The organism is Streptomyces sp. NPDC028308 (assembly GCF_055565855.1).
The window spans coordinates 168,204-194,298 of record NZ_JBVHTO010000010.1 but is presented as its reverse complement, the minus strand read 5'-3'; the positions used below and the strand labels follow the sequence as shown (position 1 = coordinate 194,298).

24 protein-coding genes are annotated in these 26,095 nt (G+C 72.3%); 18 read left to right on the top strand and 6 right to left on the bottom strand.

Annotated features, from left to right (window positions below; all coding sequences use genetic code 11):
- The first annotated feature begins 37 nt into the window (after positions 1–37).
- From ACZ4VA_RS23925 to ACZ4VA_RS23910, 4 genes are all read left to right on the top strand, one after another.
- Positions 38–1,552, top strand: coding sequence for a flavin-containing monooxygenase (locus ACZ4VA_RS23925; RefSeq protein ID WP_355792046.1), 1,515 nt, complete (start codon positions 38–40; stop codon positions 1,550–1,552).
- Positions 1,549–2,505: an alpha/beta fold hydrolase gene (locus tag ACZ4VA_RS23920; protein WP_468082480.1), complete on the top strand. Its 957-nt coding sequence runs from the start codon at positions 1,549–1,551 to the stop codon at positions 2,503–2,505. The genes ACZ4VA_RS23925 and ACZ4VA_RS23920 overlap by 4 nt, the downstream gene beginning before the upstream one ends.
- A complete protein-coding gene (locus ACZ4VA_RS23915) occupies positions 2,502–3,386 on the top strand; it encodes an SDR family oxidoreductase (protein ID WP_402385307.1) in 885 nt (294 codons plus the stop codon). Before ACZ4VA_RS23920 ends, ACZ4VA_RS23915 begins: the two co-directional genes overlap by 4 nt.
- Positions 3,387–3,508: 122 nt before the next feature.
- A complete protein-coding gene (locus ACZ4VA_RS23910) occupies positions 3,509–3,694 on the top strand; it encodes a hypothetical protein (protein WP_355785278.1) in 186 nt (61 codons plus the stop codon).
- A gap of 118 nt (positions 3,695–3,812) precedes the next feature.
- Here the strand turns inward: ACZ4VA_RS23910 and ACZ4VA_RS23905 are convergent, their stop codons facing one another.
- Positions 3,813–7,169 (bottom strand): S41 family peptidase, encoded by a 3,357-nt coding sequence (locus ACZ4VA_RS23905; protein ID WP_468082479.1) that lies wholly within the window; start codon positions 7,167–7,169, stop codon positions 3,813–3,815.
- A gap of 176 nt (positions 7,170–7,345) precedes the next feature.
- Between ACZ4VA_RS23905 and ACZ4VA_RS23900 the strand changes: the two genes are divergently transcribed.
- Together ACZ4VA_RS23900 and ACZ4VA_RS23895 are read left to right on the top strand one after the other, a co-directional pair.
- Positions 7,346–7,936, top strand: coding sequence for a TetR/AcrR family transcriptional regulator (locus ACZ4VA_RS23900; RefSeq protein ID WP_355785283.1), 591 nt, complete (start codon positions 7,346–7,348; stop codon positions 7,934–7,936).
- A 147-nt stretch (positions 7,937–8,083) separates the two neighbouring features.
- Positions 8,084–10,315 (top strand): MMPL family transporter, encoded by a 2,232-nt coding sequence (locus ACZ4VA_RS23895; RefSeq protein ID WP_355785285.1) that lies wholly within the window; start codon positions 8,084–8,086, stop codon positions 10,313–10,315.
- A gap of 55 nt (positions 10,316–10,370) precedes the next feature.
- Here the strand turns inward: ACZ4VA_RS23895 and ACZ4VA_RS23890 are convergent, their stop codons facing one another.
- On the bottom strand, positions 10,371–10,910 hold the full coding sequence (locus tag ACZ4VA_RS23890) for an ATP-binding protein (RefSeq protein ID WP_468082478.1): 540 nt from the start codon (positions 10,908–10,910) through the stop codon (positions 10,371–10,373).
- Between the two features lie 140 nt (positions 10,911–11,050).
- Between ACZ4VA_RS23890 and ACZ4VA_RS23885 the strand changes: the two genes are divergently transcribed.
- The 6 genes from ACZ4VA_RS23885 (at position 11,051) to ACZ4VA_RS23860 (ending at position 17,399) form a co-directional block, all read left to right on the top strand.
- Complete coding sequence (locus tag ACZ4VA_RS23885; protein WP_468082477.1) at positions 11,051–11,902, top strand: helix-turn-helix domain-containing protein; 852 nt, start codon at positions 11,051–11,053, stop codon at positions 11,900–11,902.
- Positions 11,899–12,108: a DUF397 domain-containing protein gene (locus ACZ4VA_RS23880; RefSeq protein ID WP_355793817.1), complete on the top strand. Its 210-nt coding sequence runs from the start codon at positions 11,899–11,901 to the stop codon at positions 12,106–12,108. The genes ACZ4VA_RS23885 and ACZ4VA_RS23880 overlap by 4 nt, the downstream gene beginning before the upstream one ends.
- Before the next feature lie 101 nt (positions 12,109–12,209).
- Positions 12,210–12,614 carry a DUF6507 family protein gene (locus tag ACZ4VA_RS23875; RefSeq protein ID WP_355793815.1) on the top strand — a complete coding sequence of 135 codons (405 nt, stop codon included), beginning with the start codon at positions 12,210–12,212 and terminating at the stop codon, positions 12,612–12,614.
- Positions 12,611–14,914, top strand: coding sequence for a hypothetical protein (locus ACZ4VA_RS23870; RefSeq protein ID WP_388905001.1), 2,304 nt, complete (start codon positions 12,611–12,613; stop codon positions 14,912–14,914). Before ACZ4VA_RS23875 ends, ACZ4VA_RS23870 begins: the two co-directional genes overlap by 4 nt.
- Entirely contained in the window at positions 14,911–15,924 is a 1,014-nt protein-coding gene (locus ACZ4VA_RS23865) for a hypothetical protein (RefSeq protein WP_356163959.1), read from the top strand. Before ACZ4VA_RS23870 ends, ACZ4VA_RS23865 begins: the two co-directional genes overlap by 4 nt.
- 56 nt (positions 15,925–15,980) lie before the next feature.
- Positions 15,981–17,399 (top strand): DUF6177 family protein, encoded by a 1,419-nt coding sequence (locus ACZ4VA_RS23860; protein ID WP_468082476.1) that lies wholly within the window; start codon positions 15,981–15,983, stop codon positions 17,397–17,399.
- On the opposite strand, the gene ACZ4VA_RS23855 is transcribed toward ACZ4VA_RS23860, so the two are convergent.
- Positions 17,380–17,730, bottom strand: coding sequence for an SsgA family sporulation/cell division regulator (locus tag ACZ4VA_RS23855; protein ID WP_356163961.1), 351 nt, complete (start codon positions 17,728–17,730; stop codon positions 17,380–17,382). The genes ACZ4VA_RS23860 and ACZ4VA_RS23855 overlap by 20 nt on opposite strands.
- A gap of 166 nt (positions 17,731–17,896) precedes the next feature.
- Here ACZ4VA_RS23855 and ACZ4VA_RS23850 point away from each other — a divergent pair, with 166 nt between their 5' ends.
- The 6 genes from ACZ4VA_RS23850 to ACZ4VA_RS23825 all read left to right on the top strand — a co-directional run bounded on the left by ACZ4VA_RS23850 (position 17,897) and on the right by ACZ4VA_RS23825 (position 22,863).
- Positions 17,897–18,949 (top strand): energy-coupling factor ABC transporter permease, encoded by a 1,053-nt coding sequence (locus ACZ4VA_RS23850; protein WP_356163963.1) that lies wholly within the window; start codon positions 17,897–17,899, stop codon positions 18,947–18,949.
- 1 nt (position 18,950) lies between these two features.
- A complete protein-coding gene (gene cbiQ / locus ACZ4VA_RS23845) occupies positions 18,951–19,712 on the top strand; it encodes a cobalt ECF transporter T component CbiQ (RefSeq protein ID WP_356163965.1) in 762 nt (253 codons plus the stop codon).
- Between the two features lie 10 nt (positions 19,713–19,722).
- On the top strand, positions 19,723–20,499 hold the full coding sequence (locus tag ACZ4VA_RS23840) for an energy-coupling factor ABC transporter ATP-binding protein (protein WP_355793074.1): 777 nt from the start codon (positions 19,723–19,725) through the stop codon (positions 20,497–20,499).
- A complete protein-coding gene (locus ACZ4VA_RS23835; RefSeq protein WP_356239493.1) occupies positions 20,496–20,984 on the top strand; it encodes a MarR family winged helix-turn-helix transcriptional regulator in 489 nt (162 codons plus the stop codon). Before ACZ4VA_RS23840 ends, ACZ4VA_RS23835 begins: the two co-directional genes overlap by 4 nt.
- Before the next feature lie 150 nt (positions 20,985–21,134).
- Complete coding sequence (locus tag ACZ4VA_RS23830; RefSeq protein ID WP_355793102.1) at positions 21,135–21,581, top strand: organic hydroperoxide resistance protein; 447 nt, start codon at positions 21,135–21,137, stop codon at positions 21,579–21,581.
- Positions 21,582–21,699: 118 nt separating this feature from the next.
- A complete protein-coding gene (locus ACZ4VA_RS23825; RefSeq protein WP_356239496.1) occupies positions 21,700–22,863 on the top strand; it encodes a serine hydrolase domain-containing protein in 1,164 nt (387 codons plus the stop codon).
- A 60-nt stretch (positions 22,864–22,923) separates the two neighbouring features.
- Here the strand turns inward: ACZ4VA_RS23825 and ACZ4VA_RS23820 are convergent, their stop codons facing one another.
- From ACZ4VA_RS23820 to ACZ4VA_RS23810, 3 genes are all read right to left on the bottom strand, one after another.
- Positions 22,924–23,769: an EamA family transporter gene (locus ACZ4VA_RS23820; protein WP_355793098.1), complete on the bottom strand. Its 846-nt coding sequence runs from the start codon at positions 23,767–23,769 to the stop codon at positions 22,924–22,926.
- Positions 23,766–24,323 carry a YbaK/EbsC family protein gene (locus ACZ4VA_RS23815; RefSeq protein ID WP_355793104.1) on the bottom strand — a complete coding sequence of 186 codons (558 nt, stop codon included), beginning with the start codon at positions 24,321–24,323 and terminating at the stop codon, positions 23,766–23,768. Before ACZ4VA_RS23815 ends, ACZ4VA_RS23820 begins: the two co-directional genes overlap by 4 nt.
- 93 nt (positions 24,324–24,416) lie before the next feature.
- Positions 24,417–26,078 carry a penicillin-binding transpeptidase domain-containing protein gene (locus tag ACZ4VA_RS23810; protein WP_355790327.1) on the bottom strand — a complete coding sequence of 554 codons (1,662 nt, stop codon included), beginning with the start codon at positions 26,076–26,078 and terminating at the stop codon, positions 24,417–24,419.
- Between the last annotated feature and the right edge of the window lie 17 nt (positions 26,079–26,095).

Genomic DNA, 26,095 nt, shown 5'->3' with positions numbered 1-26,095 from the left:
TCACTGGCAGAGTCGTGCGGAGCAGGGAGGCGTCGGGATGACCGAGCACGAGCATGTACGGGTGGCGGTGGTCGGCTCCGGGTTCGGAGGTCTCGGAGCCGCCGTGCGGCTGCGTCGCGAGGGCGTGACCGACTTCGTCGTCCTGGAGCGGGCGAGCGGCGTCGGCGGCACCTGGCGGGACAACAGCTACCCCGGCTGCGCCTGCGACGTGCCCTCCCACCTCTACTCGTTCTCCTTCGCCCCCAACCCCGAGTGGCCGCGCACCTTCTCCGGCCAGGAGCACATCCGCGCCTACCTGGAACACGTCACCGACCTCTTCGGGCTGCGCCCGCACCTGCGCTTCGACTCCGAGGTGAAGGTGATGCGCTGGGACGACGAGAAGCTGCACTGGGAGATCGAGACCGCGAGCGGCACCCTCACCGCCGACCTCGTGGTCTCCGCCACCGGGCCGCTCTCCGACCCGAAGATCCCGGACGTGCCCGGCATCGACACCTTCCCCGGCAAGGTCTTCCACTCGGCCCGCTGGGACCACGACTACGATCTGCGCGGCAAGCGCGTCGCCATGATCGGCACGGGCGCCTCGGCCATCCAGATCGTGCCCTCGATCCAGCCCGAGGTGGAGCGGCTGACCCTCTTCCAGCGCACCCCGCCGTGGGTGATGCCGCGCATGGACCGCGCCATCAGCGGAGCCGAGCGCTGGCTGCACCGGCGGCTGCCGTTCACCACCAAGGCCCGGCGCGGACTGCTCTGGGGCATCCGGGAGCTGCAGGTCCAGGCGTTCACCAAGCGGCCCGAGGAACTGGGCCTGGTGGAGAAGCTGGCCAAGCGGAACATCGCCCGCGCCATCAAGGACCCGGAGCTGCGCGCCAAGCTGACCCCGGACTACCGCATCGGCTGCAAGCGCATCCTGCTCTCCAACACCTACTACCCGGCGCTCGCCCGGCCCAATGTCGACGTCGTCGCCTCCGGCCTCGCCAGGATCGACGGCTCCACCCTGGTGGCCGCCGACGGCACCACCACCGAGGCCGACGCGATCGTCTTCGGCACCGGGTTCCACGTCACGGACATGCCGATCGCCGAGCGGGTCGTCGGCGCGGACGGCCGCACTCTCGCCGAGACCTGGAAGGACGGCATGCGGTCGCTGCGCGGCGCCACCGCCGCCGGCTTCCCCAACTGGATGACGATCATCGGCCCCAACACCGGCCTCGGGAACTCCAGCATGATCCTGATGATCGAGTCGCAGCTGAACTACCTGGCCGACTTCGTACGGCAGTTGGACGTGCTCGGCGGCCGGGTGGCGCTCGACGCCCGCCCCGCCGCGGTCGACGCCTGGAACGACCGGGTCCAGGAGCGGATGCGGCGCACCGTCTGGAACACCGGCGGCTGCAACAGCTGGTACCTCGACGCCAACGGCCGCAACACCACCATCTGGCCCGGCACCACGACCGAGTTCCGCGGCGCCACCCGGCGCGTGGACCTCGCCGAGTACGAGGTGCTGCGGGCGCCCGTCGCCGCTTCCCCGGCGCAGGAGAAGGCGGAGGCCCAGGCATGAGCCGGATCACCCACGTGTCCAGTGGTCCCTACGCCCCTCCCGTGCCCGCGCGGGTGCTGACGGTGGACTCCGCCGACGGCGCCCGGCTGCACGTCGAGGTGCACGGACCCGAGGGCGCTCCCACCGTCGTCCTCGCGCACGGCTGGACCTGCTCGACCGCCTTCTGGGCGGCGCAGATACGCGACCTCGCGGTCGACCACAAAGTCGTCGCGTACGACCAGCGCGGGCACGGACGCAGTCCGGCGAGCCCCGCGTGCAGCACCGACGGACTCGCCGACGACCTGGAGGCGGTGATCCGGGCGACGCTCGCCCCCGGCGAGAAGGCCGTGTTCGCCGGTCACTCCATGGGCGGCATGACGCTGATGGCGTCCTCCGGGCGGGCCGCCTTCCGGGAGCACGCGGCGGCGGTCCTGCTGTGCAGCACCGGCAGTTCACGCCTGGTCGCCGAGTCCCTGGTGATCCCGCTGCGCGCCGGACGGCTGCGCACCCGGCTCACCAAGTCGGTGCTCGGCTCCCGGGCGCCCCTCGGGCCGGTGTCGCCGATCGCGAGGCGCATCCTCAAGTACGGGACCATGGGCCCCGGTTCGTCCCCGGCAATGGTGGAGGCGTGCGCGCGGATCGTGCACGCGTGTCCGCGCCGGGTGCGGTACTCCTGGTCGCAGGTGCTCGACCTGCTCGATCTCGACCACGGCGTAAGGGAGTTGCGGGTGCCGACGGAGGTGCTGGTCGGTACGGCGGACCGGCTGACGCCCGCCGTGCACGCCCGCGCGCTGGTCGCGGCGCTGCCCGAGTGCGTCGGCGCCACCGAACTGCCGGGCCTCGGCCATATGACGCCCATCGAGGCGCCCGAGCTGGTGACCGCCCGGATCCGCGGGCTCGTCACCACCTACGTACAGCCCCTGCGGCAGGAACAGCCGCTCGGACACGACGAGTTGAAGGAGGCGGGCGCATGAGCAGGGTGAGCCTGGAAGGACAGGTCGCGGTGGTCACGGGAGCCGCGCGGGGCGTCGGCGAACTCCTCGCCCGCAAGCTCTCCGCGCGCGGCGCCAAGGTCGCCCTGGTCGGCCTGGAGGCGGACGAGCTCAAGCAGGTCTCCGAGCGACTGCACAGCGAGAGCGACCACTGGTACGCGGACGTCACCGACCACGAGGCGATGGTGCGGGTCGCCCAGGAGGTCAAGCAGCGCTTCGGCAAGGTGGACATCGTCGTCGCCAACGCCGGTGTCGCGAGCGGCGGTCCCTTCGTGGACTCCGACCCGGTCGCCTGGCGGCGCGTCATCGAGGTCAACCTGATCGGCTCGGCCGTGACCGCCCGCGCCTTCCTGCCGGTGCTGACGGAGAGCCGCGGCTATCTGCTCCAGATCGCCTCCCTGGCCGCGATCACCCCGGCCCCCATGATGTCCGCGTACTGCGCGTCCAAGTCGGGTGTGGAGGCGTACGCGCACAGCCTGCGCGCCGAGGTCGGGCACAAGGGCGTCCGCGTCGGCGTGGGTTACCTCTCGTGGACCGACACGGACATGGTGCGGGGCGCCGACCAGGACGACGTGATGCGCGAGCTGCGCCAGCGGCTGCCGTGGCCCGCGAACAAGACGTATCCGCTGGGTCCTGCGGTCGACCGGATCGTCGCCGGGATCGAGCGGCGGTCGAGCCATGTGTACGCGCAATGGTGGCTGCGGGGCATGCAGGGCGTCCGCGGGTACCTGCCGGCGCTCATCGGGGCCGTGGGGCAGCGGGAGATGCGGCGCTTCGAGCCGCGGCTGACCGGAGTCTCCAAGGGGCTCGTGGGCGCGGGCGGCGCGGCGGACGAGACGGAGCGCCGGACCCCGTCCCCGTGAGCCCACGGGCCCCTCGCCAGGCCCCTGTTCACGGTGCGTGATCGGTCGAAATGCGCGGTGTGTCCGCCCGTGCAACTCTGGTCGAGCCCCGATCCCCTCACCCACTACGGGAGTGAATTTCCATGGGCATGAAGGACCAGTTCCAGGACAAGTCCGAGCAGCTGCAGCAGCAGGCGAAGAAGAAGTTCGGCGAGCGGCGCGACGAGGCGGGCGAGCGCTCGTCGCAGGAGCGCGACCGTGCCCGGCAGGGTGCGGAGCACGCTCAGCAGGACGCGCGTGACCGCCTCGACCAGGACTACGACGCCTGACCGTTGCGCCCGGCCTTGGCCGGAACAGGGTGCCCTCCGCGAGGGGGGCACCCTTTCGGCGTGCCACGCGCCGCAGCCACCGTGCGCCGCTCGGCCCGTCGTGCGCGGGGGCGGCGGCTCAGCCCGTCGTGCGCGGTGGCAGCGGTGGCCGGGCGCGGTCGGGGACGTCCGAGAGGTCGGGCGGGGCGGCGGCGGGGTGGGTGGACAGCAGCTCCAGGGCCAGCTGGACGGCGTCGTCGAGCTGGGCGTGGCGGCCCTCGGCCCAGTCCAGCGGGGTCCGCAGGATCTCCAAGTCGGGGGAGACGCCGTGGTTCTCGACCGACCAGCCGTAGGCGTCGAACCAGGCCGCGTTCATCGGGACCGTGATGACCGTGCCGTCGCCGAGCTGGTGCCGGCCGGTCATGCCGACGACTCCGCCCCAGGTGCGCTGGCCGACCACCGGCCCCAGCTTCAGCAGCTTGAACGCCGCCGTGATCATGTCGCCGTCGGAGGAGGTGGCCTCGTCCGCGAGGGCGACCACCGGACCGCGCGGCGCGTTGGAGGCGTACGAGACCGGCTGGGCGTCGCGGGTCAGGTCCCAGCCCAGGATCCGGCGGGTCAGCGTCTCCACCACCAGTTCGCTGATGTGGCCGCCCGCGTTGCCGCGCACGTCGACGATGAGCGCGGGGCGCGACACCTCCATGCGCAGGTCGCGGTTGAACTGGGCCCAGCCCGAGCCGCCCATGTCGGGGATGTGCAGGTAGCCGCAGCGGCCGCCGCTCAGCTCGCGCACCACCTCGCGGCGCTTGGCCACCCAGTCCTGGTAGCGCAGCGGCCGTTCGTCGACCAGCGGCACCACGGCCACCCGGCGGGAGCGGCCCCCGCCCTCCGCCGGGGTGAACGTCAGCTCCACCGTCGTACCGCCCGCACCCGCGAGCAGCGGGTAGGGGCCCGCGACCGGGTCCACCGGGCGGCCGTCCACGTGGGTGAGGACCGCGCCCTCGCGGATGCCCGAACCGGCCAGCGGTGAGCGGGCCTTGGAGTCGGAGGAGTCGCCGGGCAGGATCCGCTTCAGGGTCCACCGGCCGTCGCGGCAGACGAAGTTGGCGCCGAGCAGGCCCTGCCGGCGCTGGTAGTGGGGCGGGCCCTCGTTGCGGCGGGCGGCCGAGACGTAGGCGTGCGAGGTGGCGAGCTCGCCCAGCACCTCGCGCAGCAGGTCGGCGAACTCGTCGGGGGAGGTGACCCGTTCGACCAGCGGACGGTACTGCGCGAGGACCGCGTCCCAGTCGATCCCGCACATGTCGGGGTCCCAGAAGTAGGCGCGGATGAGGCGGCCGGCCTCCGCGTACGCCTGGCGCCACTCGGCGGGCGGGTCGACCTCGTGCAGGATGCGGCGCAGGTCGATCCAGACGGTCGAGTCGCCGTCGCCGGACTCGGTGGAGGGCACGGCCCGCAGGTCTCCCTCGTCGGCGACCACGAGCCGGCTGCCGTCGCCGCTGACCGCGAAGAAGTCCAGGTGGTCGACGAGTTCGGACTTCTTCGCCTTGGCGATGCTGAAGTACTCCAGGGTGGGGCGGCCGGTCGTGTCGTCGGGGTTGGCGAAGGTTTCGCCGAGCGCTCCGGAGATCGGCCAGCGCAGCCAGACCAGCCCGCCGCCCGCCACCGGGTACAGCGCCGAGTACTTGGAGGCGGTCACCGGGAAGGGCGTCACCCGGCTCTCCAGGCCCTCGGTCTCGACGGTCGTCGTGCCGCCGCCGTCCGGTCCGTCCTCGACCGGGTCGAGGCCGCCCGCGACCGGCCGCCCGTCCGGGTTCAGCGCGAAGGGGGAGGGGGTCGCCGACGAGAGGGGCACGAGGTAGGGGCGGCAGCCCAGCGGGAAGGACAGGTCGCCGGTGTGCACGTCGTAGACCGGGTCGAAGCCGCGCCAGGAGAGGAACGCCAGATAGCGGCCGTCCCGGGTGAACACCGGGTTCTCGTCCTCGAAGCGGCCGTTGGTGACGTCGACGACCAGGCCGTCCTTGATCCGGGCCATCTTGATCTGCCGCAGCGACCGCCCGATCCCCGGGTGCGACCACGTCAGCCAGCTCCCGTCCGGCGAGAACGCCAGGTCCCGCACCGGCCCGTTGGCGGACCGGACCAGCTCCACCACCCGGCCCGCGTCGGCCGGCTCCCCGGTCCCCTCCGGCGCGGCCTCGCCGTCTCCCTCCGGCGCCGCCTCCTCCTCGGGCTCCTCCGTCACGTCGATCAGCAGGACCCGTCCGTCGTGCGAGGCGACGGCGAGGCGCTCGCCCCGCGGGTCCGACACCAGCTCCAGGACGCGGCCCAGGTCGCCCGCGGCGGGCCGGCGCGGGGCGCGGTCGCCGGTGGCGCGCGGCAGATGGGCGATCTCGACGGCGTCCTCGCCGTCCGCGTCGGTGACGTAGGCGACCTGGCCGCCCGAGCCGAGCATCTCCGGGAGCCGGACGCGTACGCCCGGGGTGTCGGTGATGGTGCGCGCGGGGCCGTCGCGGTGGGTGAGCCAGTACAGGGAGCCGCGGACGACGACGGCGCTGGCGCGGCCCGTCTCGTCCACGGAGATGCCGTCGACGTGCTGGGCCGCGGGCACCTGGTAGCGGCGCCGCCCGGCGCGCGGACCGCCGAGGCGGACGTCGATCCTGCGCGGCACCGAGTCGGCGGCGAGGTCGTCGACGATCCACAGGTCGCCGGCGCACTGGTAGACGACCCGGGTGCCGTCGCTCGACGCGTGCCGGGCGTAGAAGGCGTCGTGGTCGGTGTGCCGGCGCAGGTCGGAACCGTCGTACGCGCAGGAGTAGAGGTTGCCGATGCCCTCGTGGTCGGAGAGGAAGGCGACGCGTCCGCCGACGAACATCGGCGAGTGCAGGTGCCCCTGGAGACCGGCGAGGAGCTGCCGTCCGTGCAGCCACAGCCGTCCCGTCGCCCCGCCCCGGTAGCGCTTCCACGCGGCGGGCTCGTGCGGCGGGGTGCCGGTGAGCAGGAGGGTCCTGCGCTCACCGTCGATGTCGGCGACCTGGATGTCGGAGACCGGGCCCCAGGGCAGCCGGCGGCCGGGGTCGCCGTCGGTGGGGACGCTGTAGGCCCAGGTGAAGTAGGAGAAGGGCTGGCCGTGCGAGGCGACGGCGAGGACGTGGCAGATCCCGTCCTTGTCGGGCGGTGCCCAGCCGCAGACCTGGGTGTCCGCGCTGCCCCAGTAGGTGAGCCGCCGGCCGGGGCCGCCGTCGACGGGCGCGAGGTGGATCTCCGGCACGAGACTGCGCCAGCTCGTGTACGCGATGTGGCGGCCGTCGGGGGAGAAGCGGGGGTGTCCGACCTTGGTGCGGTCGACGGTGAGGCGCCAGGCGCGTCCCGCCCCGTCGAGGGGGGCGACCCACAGGTCGTCCTCGGCGGCGAAGCACAGCAGGTCACCGCTCAGGTGCGGGAGACGCAGATAGCCGGGGGCGGTCTCGTCGGTGGTCGCCTTCTCGTGCTCGTCGCTCACCTCCCCATGCTTTGCCGACGACGGGGTAGCGGCAAGTCGGGTGCCTCCGGGTACGGTCGTGACCGAGGACACGTACGAAACGGTTTCGTTTCGCTGCCGGGAGGGGTATCTTCGGTGGCGTACGGACGCGGTGGAGCGTACGGAACGGTGTCGTTCGAGGTGGAGAGGTGAGTGGGATGACTGAGGCCGCAACGGTGCGTCGCAGTCGCATCACGCCCGAGCGCGAGGCCGAGCTGTACGGGGCCGTGCTCGATCTGCTCCGCGAGGTCGGTTACGACGCCCTGACGATGGACGCCGTCGCCGCCAGGACCCGGTCCAGCAAGGCCACCCTCTACCGTCAGTGGGGCGGCAAGGCCGAGCTGGTCGTGCGGGCGATGCGGCACCACAAGCCGCTCAGACTCGCCGACCTGGACACGGGGTCCCTGCGGGGCGACTTCCACGCACTCGCCTCCCGGCACGACGACTGCCAGATGGAGCAGGACTCCGCGCTGATGCGGGGTCTGGCGATGGCGGCGCACGGAAACCCCGATCTCCTCAAGGCCTTCCGTGAGTACCTCGTCGAGCCCGAGAGGGAAGAGATGCGCAGCGTGCTGCGGCGCGCCGTGGAACGCGGCGAGATCCGTGCGGACAACCCCGCCGCGGAGTACGTGATGCACATGATGATCGGCGCCTTCGCGGCCCGCACCATGATCGACGAACTGCCGCCCACGCAGGCCTTCCTCACCTCGTACATCGACGCCGTGGTCCTCCCCGCTCTCGGCGCCTGACCCTCCCCCCCAATCCCCGTTGTGTCCCTGTCCCACCTGACGCGACCGCTCACGTCGTCGGGCTGATCACCCCTGCCGTTCCCCGTGCCCCATCGGGTGAGCGCACCAGCCCCCTGCCGTCCACGACCTGACCGGGAGTACGCCTTCGTGGCCACGTTCCTCTACAAACTCGGCCGACTCGCCTTCCGGCGACGCCACTTCGTCGCCCTGATCTGGGTGGCCCTGCTCACGCTCGCCGGCGTCGGCGCCGCCTCGGCGCCCACCGCGGGCTCCAGTTCCTTCTCGATCCCGGGCACCGAGGCGCAGAAGGCCTTCGACCTGCTGGAGGATCGTTTCCCCGGTATGAGTGCCGACGGGGCGACCGCACGCGTCGTCTTCAAGGCGCCCGACGGCGGGAAGATGGCGGACGCGCCCAACAAGGCCGCCGTGAAGAAGACCGTCGAGGAGCTCGGCGACGGCTCCGAGGTCACCTCGGTCACCGACCCCTTCAAGGCCAAGACCATCAGCAAGGACGGCACCGTCGCGTACGCGCAGGTGTCGTACGAGGTCTCCGGCATGGAGCTGAAAGAGGTCTCCAAGGACGCCCTGAAGGAGGCCGCGCAGGACGCGCGGGCCTCCGGGCTCACCGTCGAGATCGGCGGTGACGCCCTCCAGGCCGTGCCCGAGACCGGGTCCACCGAGATCATCGGCATCGCGATCGCCGCCGTCGTCCTCGTGATCACCTTCGGTTCGCTGATCGCGGCCGGGCTGCCGCTGCTGACCGCGCTGATCGGCGTCGGCATCGGCGTCTCCACGATCACCGCCCTCGCGAAGGCGCTCGACCTCGGCTCCACCACCTCCACGCTCGCGATGATGATCGGCCTCGCCGTCGGCATCGACTACGCCCTGTTCATCGTCTCCCGCTACCGGGCCGAGCTGGCCGAGGGGCGCGAGCGCGAGGAGGCGGCCGGACGGGCCGTCGGCACGGCGGGCTCCGCGGTCGTCTTCGCCGGCCTCACCGTCGTCATCGCCCTCGTGGGCCTCGCCGTCGTCAACATCCCGATGCTGACCAAGATGGGCGTCGCCGCGGCCGGCACGGTCGCCATCGCCGTCCTCATCGCCCTCACCATGATCCCCGCGCTGCTCGGCTACGCGGGCCGCAAGGTGCAGCCCGCCGGCCAGAAGAGCCGGCTGCTGGGCGGCGGCCGGAAGAAGGCACGGGAGGCCGCCTCCGGGGAACGGCCCAACATGGGCACCCGCTGGGCCCGCTTCGTCGTACGCCGTCCCCTGGCCGTCCTGCTCCTCGGCGTCATCGGCCTCGGTGCCGCCGCCGTCCCCGCGGCCTCGCTGGAACTGGGCCTGCCGGACGACGGCTCGCAGCCGACGTCCACCACCCAGCGCCGCGCCTACGACCTGCTGTCCGAGGGCTTCGGGCCCGGCTTCAACGGCCCGCTGATGGTCGTCGTCGACGCCAAGGCCGCCGACGACCCGAAGGACGCCGTCGCGGCGGTGTCCGGCACCGTCAAGAAGCTCGACGACGTCGTCTCGGTCTCCCCGGCGACCTTCAACAAGGCCGGCGACACGGCCATGATCAGTGTCGTCCCGGACTCCAAGCCGTCCTCGGTGCGCACCGAGGACCTGGTCCACGAGATCCGCGACGCGGGCGGCGACATCAAGGCCGACTCCGGCGCGACGGTCCTGGTCACCGGCTCCACGGCCATGAACATCGACTTCTCGCAGAAGCTCAACGACGCCCTGGTCCCGTACCTGGCGCTCGTGGTCGGCCTCGCCTTCCTCCTGCTGATCGTGGTGTTCCGCTCGATCCTGGTCCCGCTGAAGGCGGCCCTCGGCTTCCTGCTCTCGGTGATGGCCGCGCTCGGCGCCGTCGTCGCGGTCTTCCAGTGGGGCTGGCTGGCCGGACTGATCGGCGTCGAGGAGACCGGCCCGATCATGTCGATGATGCCGATCTTCATGGTCGGCGTGGTCTTCGGCCTCGCGATGGACTACGAGGTGTTCCTCGTGACCCGGATGCGCGAGGCGTACGTCCACGGGGAGCGGCCCGGCCAGGCCATCGTGACCGGCTTCCGGCACGGCGCCCGCGTGGTCACCGCCGCCGCCGTCATCATGATCGCCGTCTTCTCCGGCTTCATCGGCTCCAGCGAGTCCATGATCAAGATGATCGGCTTCGGTCTGGCCATCGCCGTCTTCTTCGACGCCTTCGTGGTCCGCATGGCGATCGTCCCCGCGGTGCTCGCCCTGCTGGGCAAGCGGGCCTGGTGGCTGCCGAAGTGGCTGGACCGGGCGATCCCGAACGTCGACGTCGAGGGCGAGGGGCTGCGGGCCCACGACTCCGACGGCCCGAAGGACGACGACGGGGACCGGGAGCTCGTACGGGTCTGACCCGGACTCCCGCCCTCTCGCCGGCCGCCGGTGAGGCCCCCCGCACGGGGTGCCCTCACCGGCGGCCGCCGCCGTTCCGGGGTACGCCGCCATCACGTACGCCGCCATCCCGTACGCCGGGGTCAGGTACGCCGGGGTCAGGTGGACCCTCCCCGGCGCTCCCGGGGCCGGTGATCCGCACCTCCGCCCAGACCGTCTTGCGCGGGGGCGGCCCCGAGGACACGCCCCAGCGGTCGGCGAGGGCGTCCACGAGCAGCAGTCCCCGGCCCGACGCGGACTCCGGGGACACCTCCCGCGGGAGGGCGGGCAGCCGGTCACCGCGCGTGTCCGTCACCTCGACGCGGAGCGTGTCGCCGACCACGTAGAGCGTCAGCCGGAAGTCCCGCCCCGGCACCCGGCCGTGCGTCACGGCGTTGGCGGCCAGCTCCGCCACGATGTGGGCCGTCCTGGCCGACGGCAGCTCCCAGCAGCGCAGTTGCTCCACCGCGAGCAGCCGCGCCAGGCGGGCGCCGCGTGGGGTGGGGGACAGCAGGACGCTGAAGTTGCGCGGGGGATGGGCGAGTTGCGGCCGCGGCCCATGGGTCTCTTGATTCACGTCACTCAGCGTGGCCGACCCCGCTCGCTCGGAGCGGCCATCACCACGGTACGTACGGGGACTGTCCGCTCGCTGTCCCGCTCTGTCCGGGCTGTCCGGAGTGCCGTGCGGGTAGGGCTGGGGGTTGGAAGGGGGTGGGCGTGAGCGGTGACGAGGGTGTGGACGAGCCCGGGTGGGATGTCAGCCCGGAGGACGAGATCGCTCCGGTGGTGGAGGCGACGGGGCGCCAGATCCGGCTCTGGCGCGAGGCCGCGGGCCTGCGGGCCGCCGACTTCGGGGATGCCGTCGGCTACGGCGAGGACCTGGTCCGCAAGGTGGAGCGCGGGGCGCGCATCCCCCGCCCCGAGTTCCTGGACAGGGCGGACGAGGTCCTGAACGCGGGGGGCCGCATCCGCGCGTTCCGCGAGGACATGGAGAAGGCCCGGTACCCGAGAAAGGTACGGGAGCTGAAGCTGCTGGAGGAGCGGGCGGTGGAGATTGTCGCCTACGGCGACCACAACCTGCATGGTCTCTTGCAGACGGAGCAGTACGCTCGCGCCCTCTTCGAGATGCGCCAGCCCGCGTATTCACGTGACGAGGTCGAGCGGGCGGTGGCGGCACGCATGGCACGGCAGTCCATCTACGACCGCGACCCCGCTCCCGCTCTCGTCTTCGTCCAGGAAGAGGTGACGCTACGGCGGCCCCTCGGGGGGAGAATGGTGATGCGCCGCCAGCTCGAACGCCTGCTGGAAGTTGCGCAGTTGAGGAACGTCACCGTTCAGGTGATGCCTACGGACCGCGAGGAGCACGCGGGTATGCAGGGCGAGACCCAGGTCCTGAAGTTCGAGGACGGCTCGGCAGTGGGGCGCTCCGAGGGGGCGTTCAGCGGCCGTGCGGTGTGCGAACCGAGGCAGCTTCGGATCCTGGAGTTACGCCATGGCATGATCCGGGCTCAGGCTCTCACGCCCCGGGAGTCGACGGCCTTCATCGAGCAAGTGCTGGGAGAGACATGACACTTGGGACCTCTGTCGAGACCGTCGCCGGGCTGACGTGGATCAGAAGCAGCTACAGCGACAGCAGTAACAGCAGCGAGTGTGTCGAGATAGCCACCACCCCGTCGACGATCCACATCCGAGATTCCAAGAACACCCGGGGCCCTCGCGTCACGGTGGCCCCGGTCGCGTGGGTGGAGTTCGTGGGGTACGTGTCCGCCGAGTAGGAGGACGTGCCCCCCGCGTTGGCCGGATATGCATTGCGACTGCAATGACCCCCTGATACACATGGATCTCCTGAACACACGCGTGAATCACGGGGGTTGGCGTGACAGGCTGGGACATCGCGCCCGCAGGAGTGCAGTCGGTGATCTCCAAGGTGCGGGACTCCGCCGACGGAATGAACGCGGGAATCACGCTGTACGGCCAGTCCGTGCAGGGTGCCATGGAGTCGGCCGGGACCCTGACGTTCGGCGGTGAGGCGGGTGCCGCCGGCCAGGCGGCAGGCCTCGTCGCCGTGGCGCTGGGCCAGTTCGTCCAGGGGACCGAGACGGACGTGGCCTTTTTGCCGTTACGTGCGAGCAACTCGGCAAACGGGGCGGTGGAGGCGACCAACGCCTATGTCGCGGGGAACCTGGAGCAGGCTTGGAACGCCCAGCGCCAGGCGATGTTGGCGCCGGATGTGACGTCATTGCTGGCGGCCGCTCATAAGAAGGCGGGCGGCGGCGAGTGATCAGTCCGGAGAAGATACCGACCTTCACCGGAGATCTGGTCGAACTCCAGCGCGAGATCGGTTTGATGCGCCAGGCGGCGCAGGCGATACGCGAGCACGGTGCTGATGTGAACGCGCGCTTCCAGCATCTCGACGCTTCCTATAGCGCCCCCGAAGCGGGACAGCTGTTCGCGACCACTCAGGCCGTGGAGGAAACGGCGAGTTCTTTCGCGGACGACCTGGAGACGGTTGCGGGCGCGCTGTCCGACTACGTGGTCGAAGTCGCCGAGATCGTCAAGCGACTGGAGTCGCTGCGCGGACAGGCAGCGGTGTTCGTGGAATCCGTTCAGGGTGATCAGGGCGCCTTCCGGGACTGGACGAGTGATCAGGACAAAGTCGACGAGCACCAGGCGATCTGGAACGGAGTGAACGCGGCTGTCGCGGCCTTCCAGGCGGCCGAGGTGGCCTGCGCCGACAGGATCACCGCGACGGTTCAGGGGACGCGGTGGCACATCGACGACGGGAGTCCGAAGCAGAAGAACGCCTATGGCTTCAGTGCAGACCAGCTGGGGCAGGCCGACGAGCTTCCCTGGGGCAGCCCGGCACACCACACCTCGCTGCCCTTCGGAATGGACTACCACCTAAGGGAGTTCGGCGTCAGCGTCTACGACAACGCCGCGGGCGCGGTGGAGGGTCTGGTGAATCTCTTCAGCCCGGGTGAGGAGGGGGACGCGACGAGGGACGGCCTGGGAAGGGTGTTCATCGGCATCGGCGGCTACGCGCTGGATCCGTTGAACGAACGGGACGACCTCAGTCCGGGGTTCGACCGGTTGCTGGACGAGAACAGGCCGTACGCGAAGGAGTTCGCCAAGTCCTTGGTCGGGTGGGACGACTGGGGGACGAACCCGGCGAAGGCCGCCGGCACCGTCGTCTTCAACGGCCTCACGCTCGGAGCGGGCCCCCTGGGTGCGGCGTCCAGAGCGGGTGGCGCGGCGGGTAAGGCGGGTGCGGGCGCGCGGGTCGCGGGCGGCCTGGCCAAGATCGGAGAGGTCCTCGACCCGATCGGCGCGGCGACTAGGACGGTGGGAGCGGCGGCGCGGATTCTCCCTAAGGTCTCCGAGCTGACTTCCGGCATCCGAGCGGCCACGGACGTGGCCGGTGCCTCGGAGGCCGCGCACAGCGTCATCCGTCTCTCCGACGGGTCGCAGTTGCGCGTCTCGGACGGTGAGTTCATCCCCGGCCGCGGGGGCGTCGCCGACACGAGCCCGGCCCCGCACGAGCCGTCGGCCGCGGCCCGGGCTCCGAAGGTCGAGACCGCGCGCCCCCGGGACCTGGTCGGCGCGGGAGCCCGCGCCCCGGAGGCCACGGCCCGCACGGGCGACGACCTTCCTTCCCAGGCCTCGCACGACGCCGCGGACCGAATGAGTCCTCACGACAGTGCCCACGCCGGGCACGTGGACTCGGGTGGCGGGCACGGGCCCCAGCAAGCCGGGTCGGGGACGCACTCGGGGGGCGGGCACGGCAGCGGTGGTTCCGATACCGGCCACGGCTTGCCTGCCGAGCCGGAGCCCGCACCGGCGGCCGATCACGCGGGAGTTCCCGGGAATACCCATGGCGGTCCTACCGATGGTGATGTGCCCGATTCCGCTTCCCCAGAGCCTCTGGAGCTGGGCGGCGAGGCCGAGCACCGGCTGCGCGAAGGAATTCGCGGCATCCCCAAGAACACCATGAAGCCCAAGGTCGTCGAGAAGATCGTGGAGAGGCTTGGTGCGTCGCCTTCCGGGCGGGAAGTCGCCGACATCATCAGCTCCGGCCACCTGTCACAGGCGCCCGGGTACAAGGACACCGTCTCCATGCTGGGCTCCGGCCGCGCCGACCAGTTCCCGCGTGCGGTGGACCAGTTGCGGCTCGGGGACCAGTTCTACCGAAGCGGTCTGCGCCAGATCGAGTTCGAGGTCAAGAATCCGGCGATCAAGGCGGATATCGATGTGAGGGTGACCGACGACGCGGGCAGGCGCTACGGCTATCAGATGAAGCGGTTGAACAACCCCAAGAACCCGTTCGACTCGATCACCAAGCCTGACAACCTGGGCCAGCTGACCAAGTCGGCGGCCGACAGCAAGGTCATGCTCATCGACGGTCAGGGGACAATCGCCGAGTGGGAAGCCCGCGGGATCCCGGAAGAACTCCTGCAAGTGCACCGTGGCGAACATCCGTTCAAGAGCGAAAAGGGGCGTGGCATCCTGTTCGTGCTGCGGCTCGACGACGGGACGATCGTCATTCCGCCGGGCTCCAAGGTCGATCCGCGAGGTGTTCTGTGATTACGACGATTCCCGTCGGCAGCTGGTCGTGGGAGACCAAGACGCAGGCGTCTGGGGACGACCTCCTGGCTCGGGCCACCCGGCAGGTTCTCGACGGCTGGTCCACCCTGAGAGCGCTCGGACTCGCCGAAGGTGAAGCGCGTGCTGAACTCACGGTCGGTGCCAAGGACGGGGAAGCCGTTCCGGCCCGTGTGAAGGGACGGCGGGCGCAGTTCGAGGCTGTCCGTGCCGGCGAGGGGCTGTTCGACGGCCTCACCGCGATCGACCGGAGCAGCATCCGAGTGGTCACGGTCGACGTGTCCACACCCGGGACGAGCTTTGTCGGCGGCGGCCCCCGCCGAGTCGAGAAGTTGTTCATGCTCTCCGTCGACGCGTGGGCGAGCGGCGCGGGCACGCTGACACTCCACACCTTCTCGGACGCCTGGCTCTCCCATGACCTGCGCGGCCACAAGCAGCCCGAGGTCCGGCAGGAGAACGCGCCGCGTCTGAGGTCCGCGCTCGTCGCTCTCAGCCGGCTGACCGAAGCGGACGTCATTCCGGCCGACCCCACTGCCTATGGCATTCCGACTGAAGCCGGTTTCGAGGACCTGCCGGACGAGGACCCGGATCTTCTGGATTCCTGGTACATGTTCGAGGTTCCGCGTCGTACCGCGCGGATTCAGGCGGAGCTGCCTCCAGGCACGGCACTGTTCGCGGCCGAGACCGACTCGCCCGTCGAGTCTGTCGAGGTTGCTCTCGGCGGTCGGGTCGTCGGCTACCTGTGGGCGGCTGATGGCGACGCGGCCGCGGGCTACGAGCCGTACACCCCGGCCGGTGACGTGGCGCTCGACGTCGCGGCCTCCTGGCTCACACGCCTGGGTGAGGCGAAGCAGCGAGGGTTGCCGCCGTCGCGGGCCTTGAGGGAGTTGTCGAAGTGGACTGGTGACTCCCGTGCCGGCGCTGTCGTCGCGGCGTCCCGTCGCGTCTTCTCCTCGCTGGAGGAGCTTCAGGACCTCTCCGGCCGTGAGTGACCGGCAACAGGACGTAGGAGCCACGAGCCCCTCCCACCTCCAGGACCGGTGATCCCGTGACCCACGACGTCATAGCCCTCACGCCGCTCATGCCGGATCCGCTGACCCTGCTGGCCGGGTTGCACGCCGGTGGGCCGGAGTTGCAGGTGGAGAGGGTGGCGGGCGGGGCCGCTGTCCGGCTGTGTGCGGCGGACGGGCGGGCGCTCGTGGCCGTCGAGGCCCCCTGCCTCGTACAGGTGCCGGGCGAGGCTGCCCGGTTGCTGGGACCGGACATGGCCTGCGACGCCCCGTTCTGGTGGACGGAGGCGCGGGCGGTCACGTCCGTCGAGGAGGCCGGACGGTTGGCCGGGTCCGTCGCGGGGCGGCTGACCGCGGTGCTGGGCGGTGCCACGTGGCCGCGGGACGTCGCGCACACGGGAGTCGTGACCGTGCCACCGGCCGGCATTCCGGAGGACCAGGCATCCCCGGACGGTCCCGACATCGTCACCGACCGTGCGGCCGTCGTCCTCCAGGACCGTCCCGTCATCGCCGCCACGACCTGGCTCATCGACGCTCTGCGCACCGCCACCGCTACGGGGCGCGAGCTGCAGATCGTCACCCCGCCCGGCGCCCGGCTCACCATGCCCACCCGCGGCCTGCTGACCCGGCTTCCCTCCCGCTGGGTCGTCCGGGACCCCGGAGACGGCTACTACGACGGGCTCACCGGCGCCGTACTGCACTGGCACGAGGGGCGGTTCACGCCGGTCGCGGTGGCGGAGGAGTCCGGCTCGACCGCGTCGGCCTTCGACGGACCGCATACCGCCGGGGACGACGGCGAGAAGCAGCTCGTGCTGTCCGTCCGCACCACCCACCCCGCGGACGAGCACCTTCTGCTGGGCGGCGCGCTGGAGGCCGCTTGCGTGGCGCTCACCGGAGTCGCGCCGCTCGGCTGGTCCACGGCCGAGCCCGTCAACCTGCCGTGGTCGACACGGCAGTTGACCGAACTGGCCCGCGCCAGGGCCCGTAGGTCGGCTGCCACCTGGCTCGTCGCAGTGGGCGACCCCGCCCGGCCGGCGATCGCAACTCTTCGCGTCGCACATACGCCCGCGGGGATCGAGGAACACGTCGGTCTCGCCGTCGGCTACTCGTCAGGCCGGGCTCTGCCGGTGGACGCGGTCACCGGCCTCGCCGAGATCCTCGCGACCAGGCACGGCCTCACCTCGATGCACGTCCACAGGCGCGCGGCCCCCGCCGACCTCACCATCCGGCCCCGCCGTGAAGCGCCCGCGACGCCTGTGGCGTTCACCCTGGGGCCCGACGCCGTGCAGGCCGCCGGCCGAGCCGCCGCGGAAGGAGTGGCGGACCCGCGCCCGCTCCGTCTGGGCCCCGCGTCCCGGCCCGCACTGCACTACGCCTTCGCGGCGGCGGACGAGGGCAGAGCCCGGCAGCAGCTCCGGCGGGTGTCCGCGCCCCGCGTCAGTGCGCCACCGGCGTGACCTCCGCCGCCAGGTACGTCCGGCGGAGGAAGCGGATCAGGGTCTTCGCGTCGAACTGGACGACCGCCGTTCCCTTGGGGGAGTGGAATTCCATGATCGCCTGGACTCGGCCGCAGGGCCAGATCTCCACGTCGCCGCTGCGGACGGGGGCGCGCAGGCCTCGTTCCAGCAGGTCGCGGGAGAACTTCCACTCGTGGGGGCCGGGCAGGCCGATCCGGACGACGCGGGGGTCGGCCTCGGGGTCGTAGCGCAGGACGACCGGGACGGCGTTCTCGCCCTCCTGGGACCCCGTGACTATGTGGACTCGCGCGTACTGTTCGACGACGGACATCGGACGGCTCCTCACGCTGCGTGACCTGAGCGGAGGCTGTGCGTCCGCTTCTTCTCCAATGTCCCATATTTCCCGAAAAGTGGCCCCGGTCGGCGCCCGGTCACCGGGACTATTCATGAGGCACCGCTCTTGCAAACTGTTCGCAACAAGGCGCTATCCTCGTACGGTGCATGTGCCTGACGGATTCATCAACGCCCCGGTCTCCGCGGTCACCGGCGTGGTCGCCGCCGGTGCCATCGCCGTGAGCCTCAAGGGGGCCCGCCGCGAACTGGACGAGAAGACCGCGCCGCTCGCCGGACTCGTCGCCGCCTTCATCTTCGCCGTGCAGATGCTGAACTTCCCGGTCGCCGCCGGGACCAGCGGCCATCTGCTCGGCGGCGCCCTGGCGGCGATACTCGTCGGCCCCTTCACCGGGGTCCTGTGCGTGTCCGTCGTGCTGCTGATGCAGGGCATCCTCTTCGCGGACGGCGGCCTGACCGCGCTCGGCGTGAACATCACCGACATGGCGATCGTCACGACGGTGCTGTCCTACGCCGTCTTCCGGGGACTGGTGAAGGTGCTCCCGCGCGGACGCCGCTCCCTCACCGCCGCCGCCTTCGTCGCCGCGCTGCTCTCCGTCCCGGGCGCCGCCGTCGCCTTCACCCTCATCTACGCCGTCGGCGGCACCACGGACGTCTCGATCACCAAGGTCGCCACCGCCATGATCGGCGTCCACGTCCTCATCGGCCTCGGCGAGGCCGCGATCACCGCGCTCACCGTCGGCGCCGTGATCGCCGTACGGCCGGACCTCGTGTACGGAGCGCGGGGCCTGCGGCAGCGGCTGAAGCTGCGCGTGAACGGGGAGCTGGTCGACGCCCCCGGCACCGTCGCCGTCCCGGTGGCCGCCCGGACCTCCCGGCGCGGGGTGTGGGCCGCCGGCCTGGCCGCCTCCCTCGTGCTCGCCGGGTTCGTCAGCTTCTACGCCTCCGCCAGCCCCGACGGACTGGAGAAGGTCGCCCACGACCAGGGCATCGACAAGAAGGCGGAGGAGCACGCCGCCTCCGGCTCGCCGCTGGCCGACTACGGCGTCAAGGACGTCTCCGACGCCCGGATCTCCGGCGGCCTCGCGGGCGTGATCGGCGTCGGCGCCACCGTGGTCGCGGGCAGCGGCGTCTTCTGGGCGGTCCGCAGGCGGCGTACGGCCGACGCCACGCCCGTGTCCCTCCCCGAGGGCGTCTGAGATGGGCGCGGGCCACGCCCACAAGCTCTACCGGCACGGGCACTCGGCCGTGCACGCCCTGCCGCCGCACACCAAGCTCGCCGCGGCCTTCGGCTTCGTGGTCGTCGTGGTCTCGACCCCGCGCGAGGCGATGTGGGCGTTCGCGCTCTACGCGCTGCTCCTCGCCGGAGTCGCCCACCAGGCCCGCGTCCCCGCGCCCTTCCTCCTGAAGCGGCTGCTGATCGAGGTGCCGTTCGTCGCCTTCGCGGTGCTCATGCCGTTCGTCGCGGAGGGCGAGCGCGTGGACGTGCTCGGCCTGTCCCTGAGCGTCAACGGCCTCTGGGGCGCCTGGAACGTCCTCGCCAAGGGCACCCTCGGCGTCGCCGCCTCCGTACTCCTCGCCTCCACGACCGAGCTGCGCGAACTGCTCCTCGGACTCCAGCGCCTGAAGCTGCCGCCGCTGCTCGTGCAGATCGCGTCCTTCATGATCCGCTACGGCGACGTCATCACGGACGAGATGCGGCGCATGCGCATCGCCCGCGAATCGCGCGGGTTCGAGGCCCGCGGCGTCCGGCAGTGGGGCGTCCTCGCCAAGTCGGCCGGCGCGCTCTTCATCCGCTCCTACGAACGCGGGGAGCGCGTGCACCTCGCCATGGTGAGCCGCGGATACGCCGGTTCGATGCCGGTGATCGACGAGGTGACCGCGTCCCGGGCGCAGTGGACGTACGCCCTCACCCTCCCCCTCGCCGCCCTCGTCGTCTGTCTGCTGGGATGGACCCTGTGACCCCGTCTGGATGGACCCCGTGACCCCCACCGCCGTGACGCCGCCCTCCCTGGACGTGGCCGGGCTGGCCTTCGCCTACCCCGACGGCCACCAGGCCCTGTTCGGCGTCGACTTCACCATCGGGCGCGGCGAACGCGTCGCGCTGCTCGGGCCGAACGGCGCCGGCAAGACCACCCTCGTGCTGCACCTCAACGGCATCCTGACCGGGGGCGCCGGGACCGTGACGGTCGCCGGACTCCCCGTCGGCAAGAAGCACATGGCTCAGATCCGCCGCAAGGTCGGCATCGTCTTCCAGGACCCCGACGACCAGCTCTTCATGCCGACCGTGCGCGAGGACGTGGCCTTCGGGCCCGCCGCGGCGGGCCTGCGCGGGGAGGAGCTGGAGGCGCGGGTGCGTACGGCGCTGGAGCGGGTCGGCATGGAGTCCTTCGCCGACCGTCCGCCGCACCACCTCTCCTTCGGCCAGCGCCGCCGGGTGGCCGTCGCCACGGTGCTCGCGATGGAGCCGGAGATCCTCGTCCTGGACGAGCCCTCCTCCAACCTGGACCCCGCCTCGCGGCGCGAACTCGCCGACATCCTGCGCTCGTTGGACGTGACCGTGCTGATGGTCACCCACGACCTGCCGTACGCCCTCGAACTGTGCCCCCGCGCCCTGATCCTCAGCGAGGGCGTCATCGCGGCCGACGGGAAGACCGGCGAGCTGCTCTCCGACGACGCCCTGATGCGCGGCCACCGGCTGGAGCTTCCGTTCGGCTTCGACCCGCGCTCCGTGACAATGGGCGCGTGACGAACGAAGAGACGGGCCCGGGCGGTCCCGCGGCGCCGGAGGCCCCGGCGGGCTCGCTGCTGCTCGACGACCAGCTGTGCTTCGCGCTGTACGCGGCCCAGCGCGCGCTGACCGCCGCGTACCGCCCTCTCCTTGAGGATCTCGGGCTCACCTACCCGCAGTACCTGGTCATGCTGGTGCTCTGGGAGCGCGGCGAGACCACGGTGAAGGACCTGGCGGGCGCCCTGCGGCTCGACTACGGCACGGTGTCGCCGCTCCTCAAGCGCCTGGAGTCGGCCGGGCTGCTGCGCCGGGAGCGGTCGGCCCGCGACGAGCGGTCCGTGCTCGTGGCGCCGACCGGGCGGGGCGAGGCGCTGCGGGAGCGCGCGGAGCACGTGCCGCGGGCCCTGTCGGCGGCGACCGGCGTGAGCGGGGACGAGGTGGCCCGGCTGCGCGGGGAGCTGTGGGAGCTCGCCCGCCGTGCGGAGAGCGCCGCGGGTCGCTGACACCGGGGGCCGCCGTCCCGGGGCGGGCCGCGAACTCCGGTGCGCGCGTGGGTTACCGGCGGTCGCTACCCCCGGGTAACGAGGAGTCCGTACCACTAGGTACGTTGTGGGCAATGTAGTTGCGCACACCTTTCCAGGGGAGGGCCGGCCATGAGTGACGGCACCGCTGTCGACACGCGTCCCACGAAGATCATGTACGTGGCCGAGGCCACCGCGCACGGGGGCCGGGACGGCTACGTGACCAGCCAGGACGGCCGGCTGGAGCTGCGGGTCGCGATGCCGCCCGCGCTCGGCGGCGACGGCGACGGCACGAACCCGGAGCAGCTGTTCGCGGCCGGGTACAGCGCCTGCTTCCACAACGCGCTCGTGCTCGTGGGCCGCCGCGCGGGATACGACCTGTCCGGTTCCGCGGTCGCCGCGAAGGTCGGCATCGGCCCCAACGCCCGGCACGGTTACGGTCTGGCGGTCGCCCTGAACGTCTCCCTGCCCGTCGTCGACCAGGAACTCGCCGCCCGCCTCGTGGACGAGGCCCACCAGGTCTGCCCGTACTCCAACGCCACCCGCGGCAACATCGACGTCACGATCCTGCTCGGATGACGCGGGCGCAGGAATCGGGCGGGACGCGCCGCTGTTGCACCCGCTGGCGCCGGCTTCGGCGCGTATGAGGTCAGACGCGGGTACGAGTACCGGCGGCCGGGTGGACGGAGTGGCGGGCGTGGACGTGAACGGCACAGTGGCCGAGGGCTTCGAGCCGGTCCGGGAGGCGTTCGTACGCAACTTCGACGCGCTCGGCGAGCGGGGCGCCGCGGTGGCCGTCTACCGCCACGGACGCAAGGTCGTCGACCTGTGGGGCGGCACGCGGGACGTGGACGGCACCGAGCCCTGGGAGCAGGGGACCGCGCACGTCGTGCACTCCGCGACCAAGGGCGTCGCCGCCGCCGTACTCCTGCTGCTGCACCAGCGCGGGCAGGTGGACCTCGACGCCCCGGTCGGCGTGTACTGGCCCGAGTTCAAGGCCCGGGGCAAGGAGGCGGTGCTGGTCCGCCACGTGCTGTCGCACCGCGCCGGCGTACCGGTGGTGGACCGCCCGCTGACGCCCGCCGAGGCCGCGGACCCCGCCCGTACCGCGGAGGCCGTCGCCGGGCAGGCGCCCGTGTGGCAGCCCGGCACGGACCACGGCTACCACGCGCACACCTACGGCTGGCTCGTCGGTGAACTGGTCCGCCGGATCACCGGCCGGGGCGTCGGCGACTGGATCGCGGACGAGATCGCCGGACCGCTCGGCGCCGACCTGTGGGTCGGGCTGCCGGACGCGCGCCGGGACCGGGTGGGGCGCTCGGGCCGGGTCGCGCCGCCGGAGACGGAGAGCAGCCTGCGGATGCGCCCGAAGCGGTCCGTCGCCGAGGCCTACGCCGATCCGGCCTCGCTGACCAGCCGCGCCTTCGCCGCGATCACCCCGCACCCCGACGACAACGACCCGGCGTACCGGGCGGCGGCGCTGCCCGCCTCCAACGGGATCGCGACGGCCGAGGCGCTGGCCCGCTTCTACGCCTCCCTCATCGGTGACGTGGACGGCCGCGCCCGCCTGTTCACCCCGGCGACCGTCGAACTGGCCCGCGCGGAGGAGTCCTCGGGAGCGGACCGCGTCCTGGTGGTCGGCACCCGCTTCGGCCTCGGCTGGATGCTGCACGGCACGGCGTCCCCGCTGCTCGGCCCCGGCTCCTTCGGCCACCCCGGCCGCGGCGGCCCCCTCGGCTTCGCCGACCCCGAGTCCGGCATCGCCTTCGGCTACGTCACCAACGGCTTCCGCAAGACGGTGACGGCGGACCCGCGGGCGCAGGCGCTGGTACGCGGGGTGCGGGCGGCGCTCGCCGGCTGAGCGGGGGGCGCAGGGCGCGCGGGCGCCCGGCCGGGACCGGACCGTCCCCGCGCCGCCGTCTCAACCGGCGTGCAGCATCAGCCCGATGCCCGCCACCAGCAGCCCCGCCGCGGCGACCCGGGGCGCTCCGAAGCGCTCCTTGAAGAAGACCGCGCCGATGGCCGCGCCGACGATGATCGAGGACTCCCGCAGTGCCGCGATCGGCGCCAGTTCGGCGCGGGTCTGGGCCCACAGGACCAGGCCGTACGCCGAGACGGACAGGACCGCCCCGAGCAGCCCGACGGCGGCGAAGGGACGCAGGCGCGCGACGGCGGAGCCCCGCCACTTGTGGAGCGCGTACGCCGGGATCACCCAGCCCTCCGCGGCCATGAGCCAGGCGGTGTACCCGAGGGAGGAGCCGGAGGCGCGGACGCCGAGCCCGTCGACGACGGTGTACGCGGCGATCGACAGGCCGGTGGCCAGCGCGGCGCCGATCGCCGCCCAGTGGGGCCGCCGTCCGCGCAGACCCCACAGCGCGACCCCCGTCAGGCCCGCGCAGGACAGCGCGATCCCCGCCGCCGCCCACCGGTCGGGGACCTCGTGCGCGAAGAGGGCCGCCAGCACGGTCACCACGAGCGGCGCCGTCCCGCGTGCGATCGGGTACGCCTGCCCGAAGTCGCCGAGCCGGAACGAGCGCATGAGCAGCGCGTAGTACACGACGTGGATGAGGGCCGACGCGATCAGGTACGGCCACGCCCCGCCCGCCGGGAACGGCACGAACGGGATCGCGGCCAGCCCGAGGAGCGTCCCGCCGCCCGCGATCAGCGTGAAGCCGACGAGCTTGTCGGTGATGCGGTGGGCGAGCGCGTTCCACCCGGCGTGGGTCACGGCCGCGAGCAGCACGGCCGCGGTGACCAGCGGCGTCACGGAGTCGGCTCGCGCACGTCCGCCCCGGCGGCCCCGCCGCCCGACTCCGGTGCGGGCACGTCCTGTTCGCGGACGTCGGCCAGGGTGGCGCCCGCGTGGGCGACGAGCTCCTCGGGCGTCATCGGGAAGACGGCGTAGGGGGTGCCCGCCGCGGCCCACACCGTGGCGTGGCCGAGCAGGGAGCGGTCCGCCAGCACCCGGGTCCTGGTGCGGTGGCCGAAGGGCGGGACGCCGCCGATCGCGTACCCCGTCGTCTCGCGGACCAGGTCCGCCCGCGCGCGGGTGACCTTCCCGGCGCCCAGCGCGCGCCGGACGAGCTCCAGGTCCACCCGGGACGCGCCGTCCATCAGCACCAGGACCGGCACCCCGTCCGCCGCGAAGATCAGGGACTTGCAGATCTGGCTCAGCTCGCAGCCGATCGCGGCGGCGGCCTCGGCGGCGGTGCGCGTCGCCTCCGGGAAGCGGCGGACCCGCGGCAGCAGGTCCCCGAGGCCCGCCTCACGCAGGGCCTCGGCGAATCGGGGATGGGCGGCGTGCTCTTCGGCGGCGGTCATGCACGGCACCGTAGTGGTGGGTGTACGGGGCACGCGAACCGTTTCCGCGAAGTGGACGTCAGCTTCCCGCAGGCGGCGGCGTGGTCGTGGACGTCAGCTCCCCGTACGCAGCAGCGCGGCCACGATCGGGCCCGCGGAGTCGCCGCCGTGCCCGCCCGCCTGCACCACGCCCGCGGCCGCCAGGTCGCCCTTCCACGCCGTGAACCAGCCGTTCGGCTCCTCCTGGCCGTCGACCTCCGCGGACCCGGTCTTGGCACCGAAGTCCGGACCGAGCCCCGACATGGCCTTGGCGGCGGTGCCGGCGGCGGCCGTGTACCGCAGCAGTTCCCGCAGCTGCGCGCGCGTCGCGGGGGACAGCGGGCGGGACGACTTGGCGAGGCCGCGGTGGTCCACCGAGGGGGACACCAGGTACGGCTGGTGGAAGGTGCCCGTCTTGGCGGTGGAGACCACCGACGCCATGTTCAGCGGGTTCATGCGCACGCCGCCCTGGCCGATCAGGGAGGCCGCCATCGACGCGGCGCTCTGCACCGGCACCGCGCCGTCGAAGGAGGGCACGCCGATCGACCAGTTGTCCATGCCGAGGCCGAAGACCTGCTGGGCCTGCGCGGTCAGGTCGCCGTTGTCCAGCTTCTTCGCCTGGGAGATGAAGGCGGTGTTGCAGGACGCGGCGAAGCTCGCCTTGAACGTGCCGTCCTTGATCTGGAACTTGTCGTCGTTCTGGAACTTCCAGCCGCCGTACGTCACGTACTTGGGGCAGGGGTGCCGCTTCTCGGCCGACGCGAGGCCCTTGTCGATCAGCAGCGACGACGTGATGATCTTCATCGTGGAGCCGGGCGCGAGCGAGCCCTGGAACGCCGTGTTGAAACCGTGGCCCGAGTTCGCGACGGCCAGGATCTCGCCCGTCGAGGGGCGCATCACCACCACCGACGCCCGGGACTTCTTCGCCACCTGCCGCTCGGCCGCGTCCTGAAGGGCCGGGCTGAGCGTCGTGCGCACCGTCCCCGGAGTGCCCTCGCTCAGTGCCACCAGCGTCTTGTCGGGCGTCTTGTCGGCGCCCTTCGCGGCGGCCTTGCGGACCACCCGGAGTTCGATGCCGGCCTTGCCGCCCGCCTTCTTGCCGTACTTCTCGCGCAGCCCGTCCAGCACCGTGCCCAGCGACGGGTACGCGGCCTCGGTCAGCACGCCGCCGGCCGCGTCGAGTGCCTTGACCGGGGGCGTGCCGGACTCGCCGGTGACGAGCCGGTCGCCTTCCCGCAGGTCGGGGTGCACGACGGAGGGCCGCCAGTCGACGAGCGGGACACCGTCCTCGGCCCGCCGCACGACGGTCAGCTTCGTGTCGTACGCAAGGGGCTTGCTCTTGCCCTTGTACGTCACCGTCGCCTTCACCGAGAACGGGACCGCGGTGCCCGCCCGTCGGCCCGGGGTCAGCGTCACGCCGGTGATGTGCGCGTCCTCGCGGTAGCCGGTGAGGGCGGCCTCGGCGGCGGCCGCGTCGTCGGTGACGGCGGCCGCCTTCGCCACGCGGCCCCGCTGCCAGGAGGTGAGGAACGTCGTCGCGGCCGTGCGGACCTCGGCCGCCGACAGCGGGCCGGTCTTCACCGGCTTCTGGTCGGCGCTCGTGGACCCGTCGTCGCCCGCCGGTCCGTACAGGCTGTAGGCGCCGAACCCCCCGCCCGCGACGACGACGGCGATCAGCCCGCCGACCACGGCCGGTCTCGTCCTGCTGCGCTCGGCGGCGCGCCCTCTCTTGCCCACAGCTACAGATCCTTTGC

Excerpts from the sequence above, each read along its gene's own strand:
- ACZ4VA_RS23925 (WP_355792046.1), top strand. The coding sequence starts at position 38 with ATGACCGAGCACGAGCATGTACGGGTGGCGGTGGTCGGCTCCGGGTTC.
- ACZ4VA_RS23920 (WP_468082480.1), top strand. The coding sequence starts at position 1,549 with ATGAGCCGGATCACCCACGTGTCCAGTGGTCCCTACGCCCCTCCCGTG.
- ACZ4VA_RS23915 (WP_402385307.1), top strand. The coding sequence starts at position 2,502 with ATGAGCAGGGTGAGCCTGGAAGGACAGGTCGCGGTGGTCACGGGAGCC.
- ACZ4VA_RS23910 (WP_355785278.1), top strand. The coding sequence starts at position 3,509 with ATGGGCATGAAGGACCAGTTCCAGGACAAGTCCGAGCAGCTGCAGCAG.
- ACZ4VA_RS23900 (WP_355785283.1), top strand. The coding sequence starts at position 7,346 with ATGACTGAGGCCGCAACGGTGCGTCGCAGTCGCATCACGCCCGAGCGC.
- ACZ4VA_RS23880 (WP_355793817.1), top strand. The coding sequence starts at position 11,899 with ATGACACTTGGGACCTCTGTCGAGACCGTCGCCGGGCTGACGTGGATC.
- ACZ4VA_RS23855 (WP_356163961.1), bottom strand. The coding sequence starts at position 17,730 with ATGTCCGTCGTCGAACAGTACGCGCGAGTCCACATAGTCACGGGGTCC.
- cbiQ (WP_356163965.1), top strand. The coding sequence starts at position 18,951 with ATGGGCGCGGGCCACGCCCACAAGCTCTACCGGCACGGGCACTCGGCC.
- ACZ4VA_RS23840 (WP_355793074.1), top strand. The coding sequence starts at position 19,723 with ATGGACCCCGTGACCCCCACCGCCGTGACGCCGCCCTCCCTGGACGTG.
- ACZ4VA_RS23830 (WP_355793102.1), top strand. The coding sequence starts at position 21,135 with ATGAGTGACGGCACCGCTGTCGACACGCGTCCCACGAAGATCATGTAC.
- ACZ4VA_RS23815 (WP_355793104.1), bottom strand. The coding sequence starts at position 24,323 with ATGACCGCCGCCGAAGAGCACGCCGCCCATCCCCGATTCGCCGAGGCC.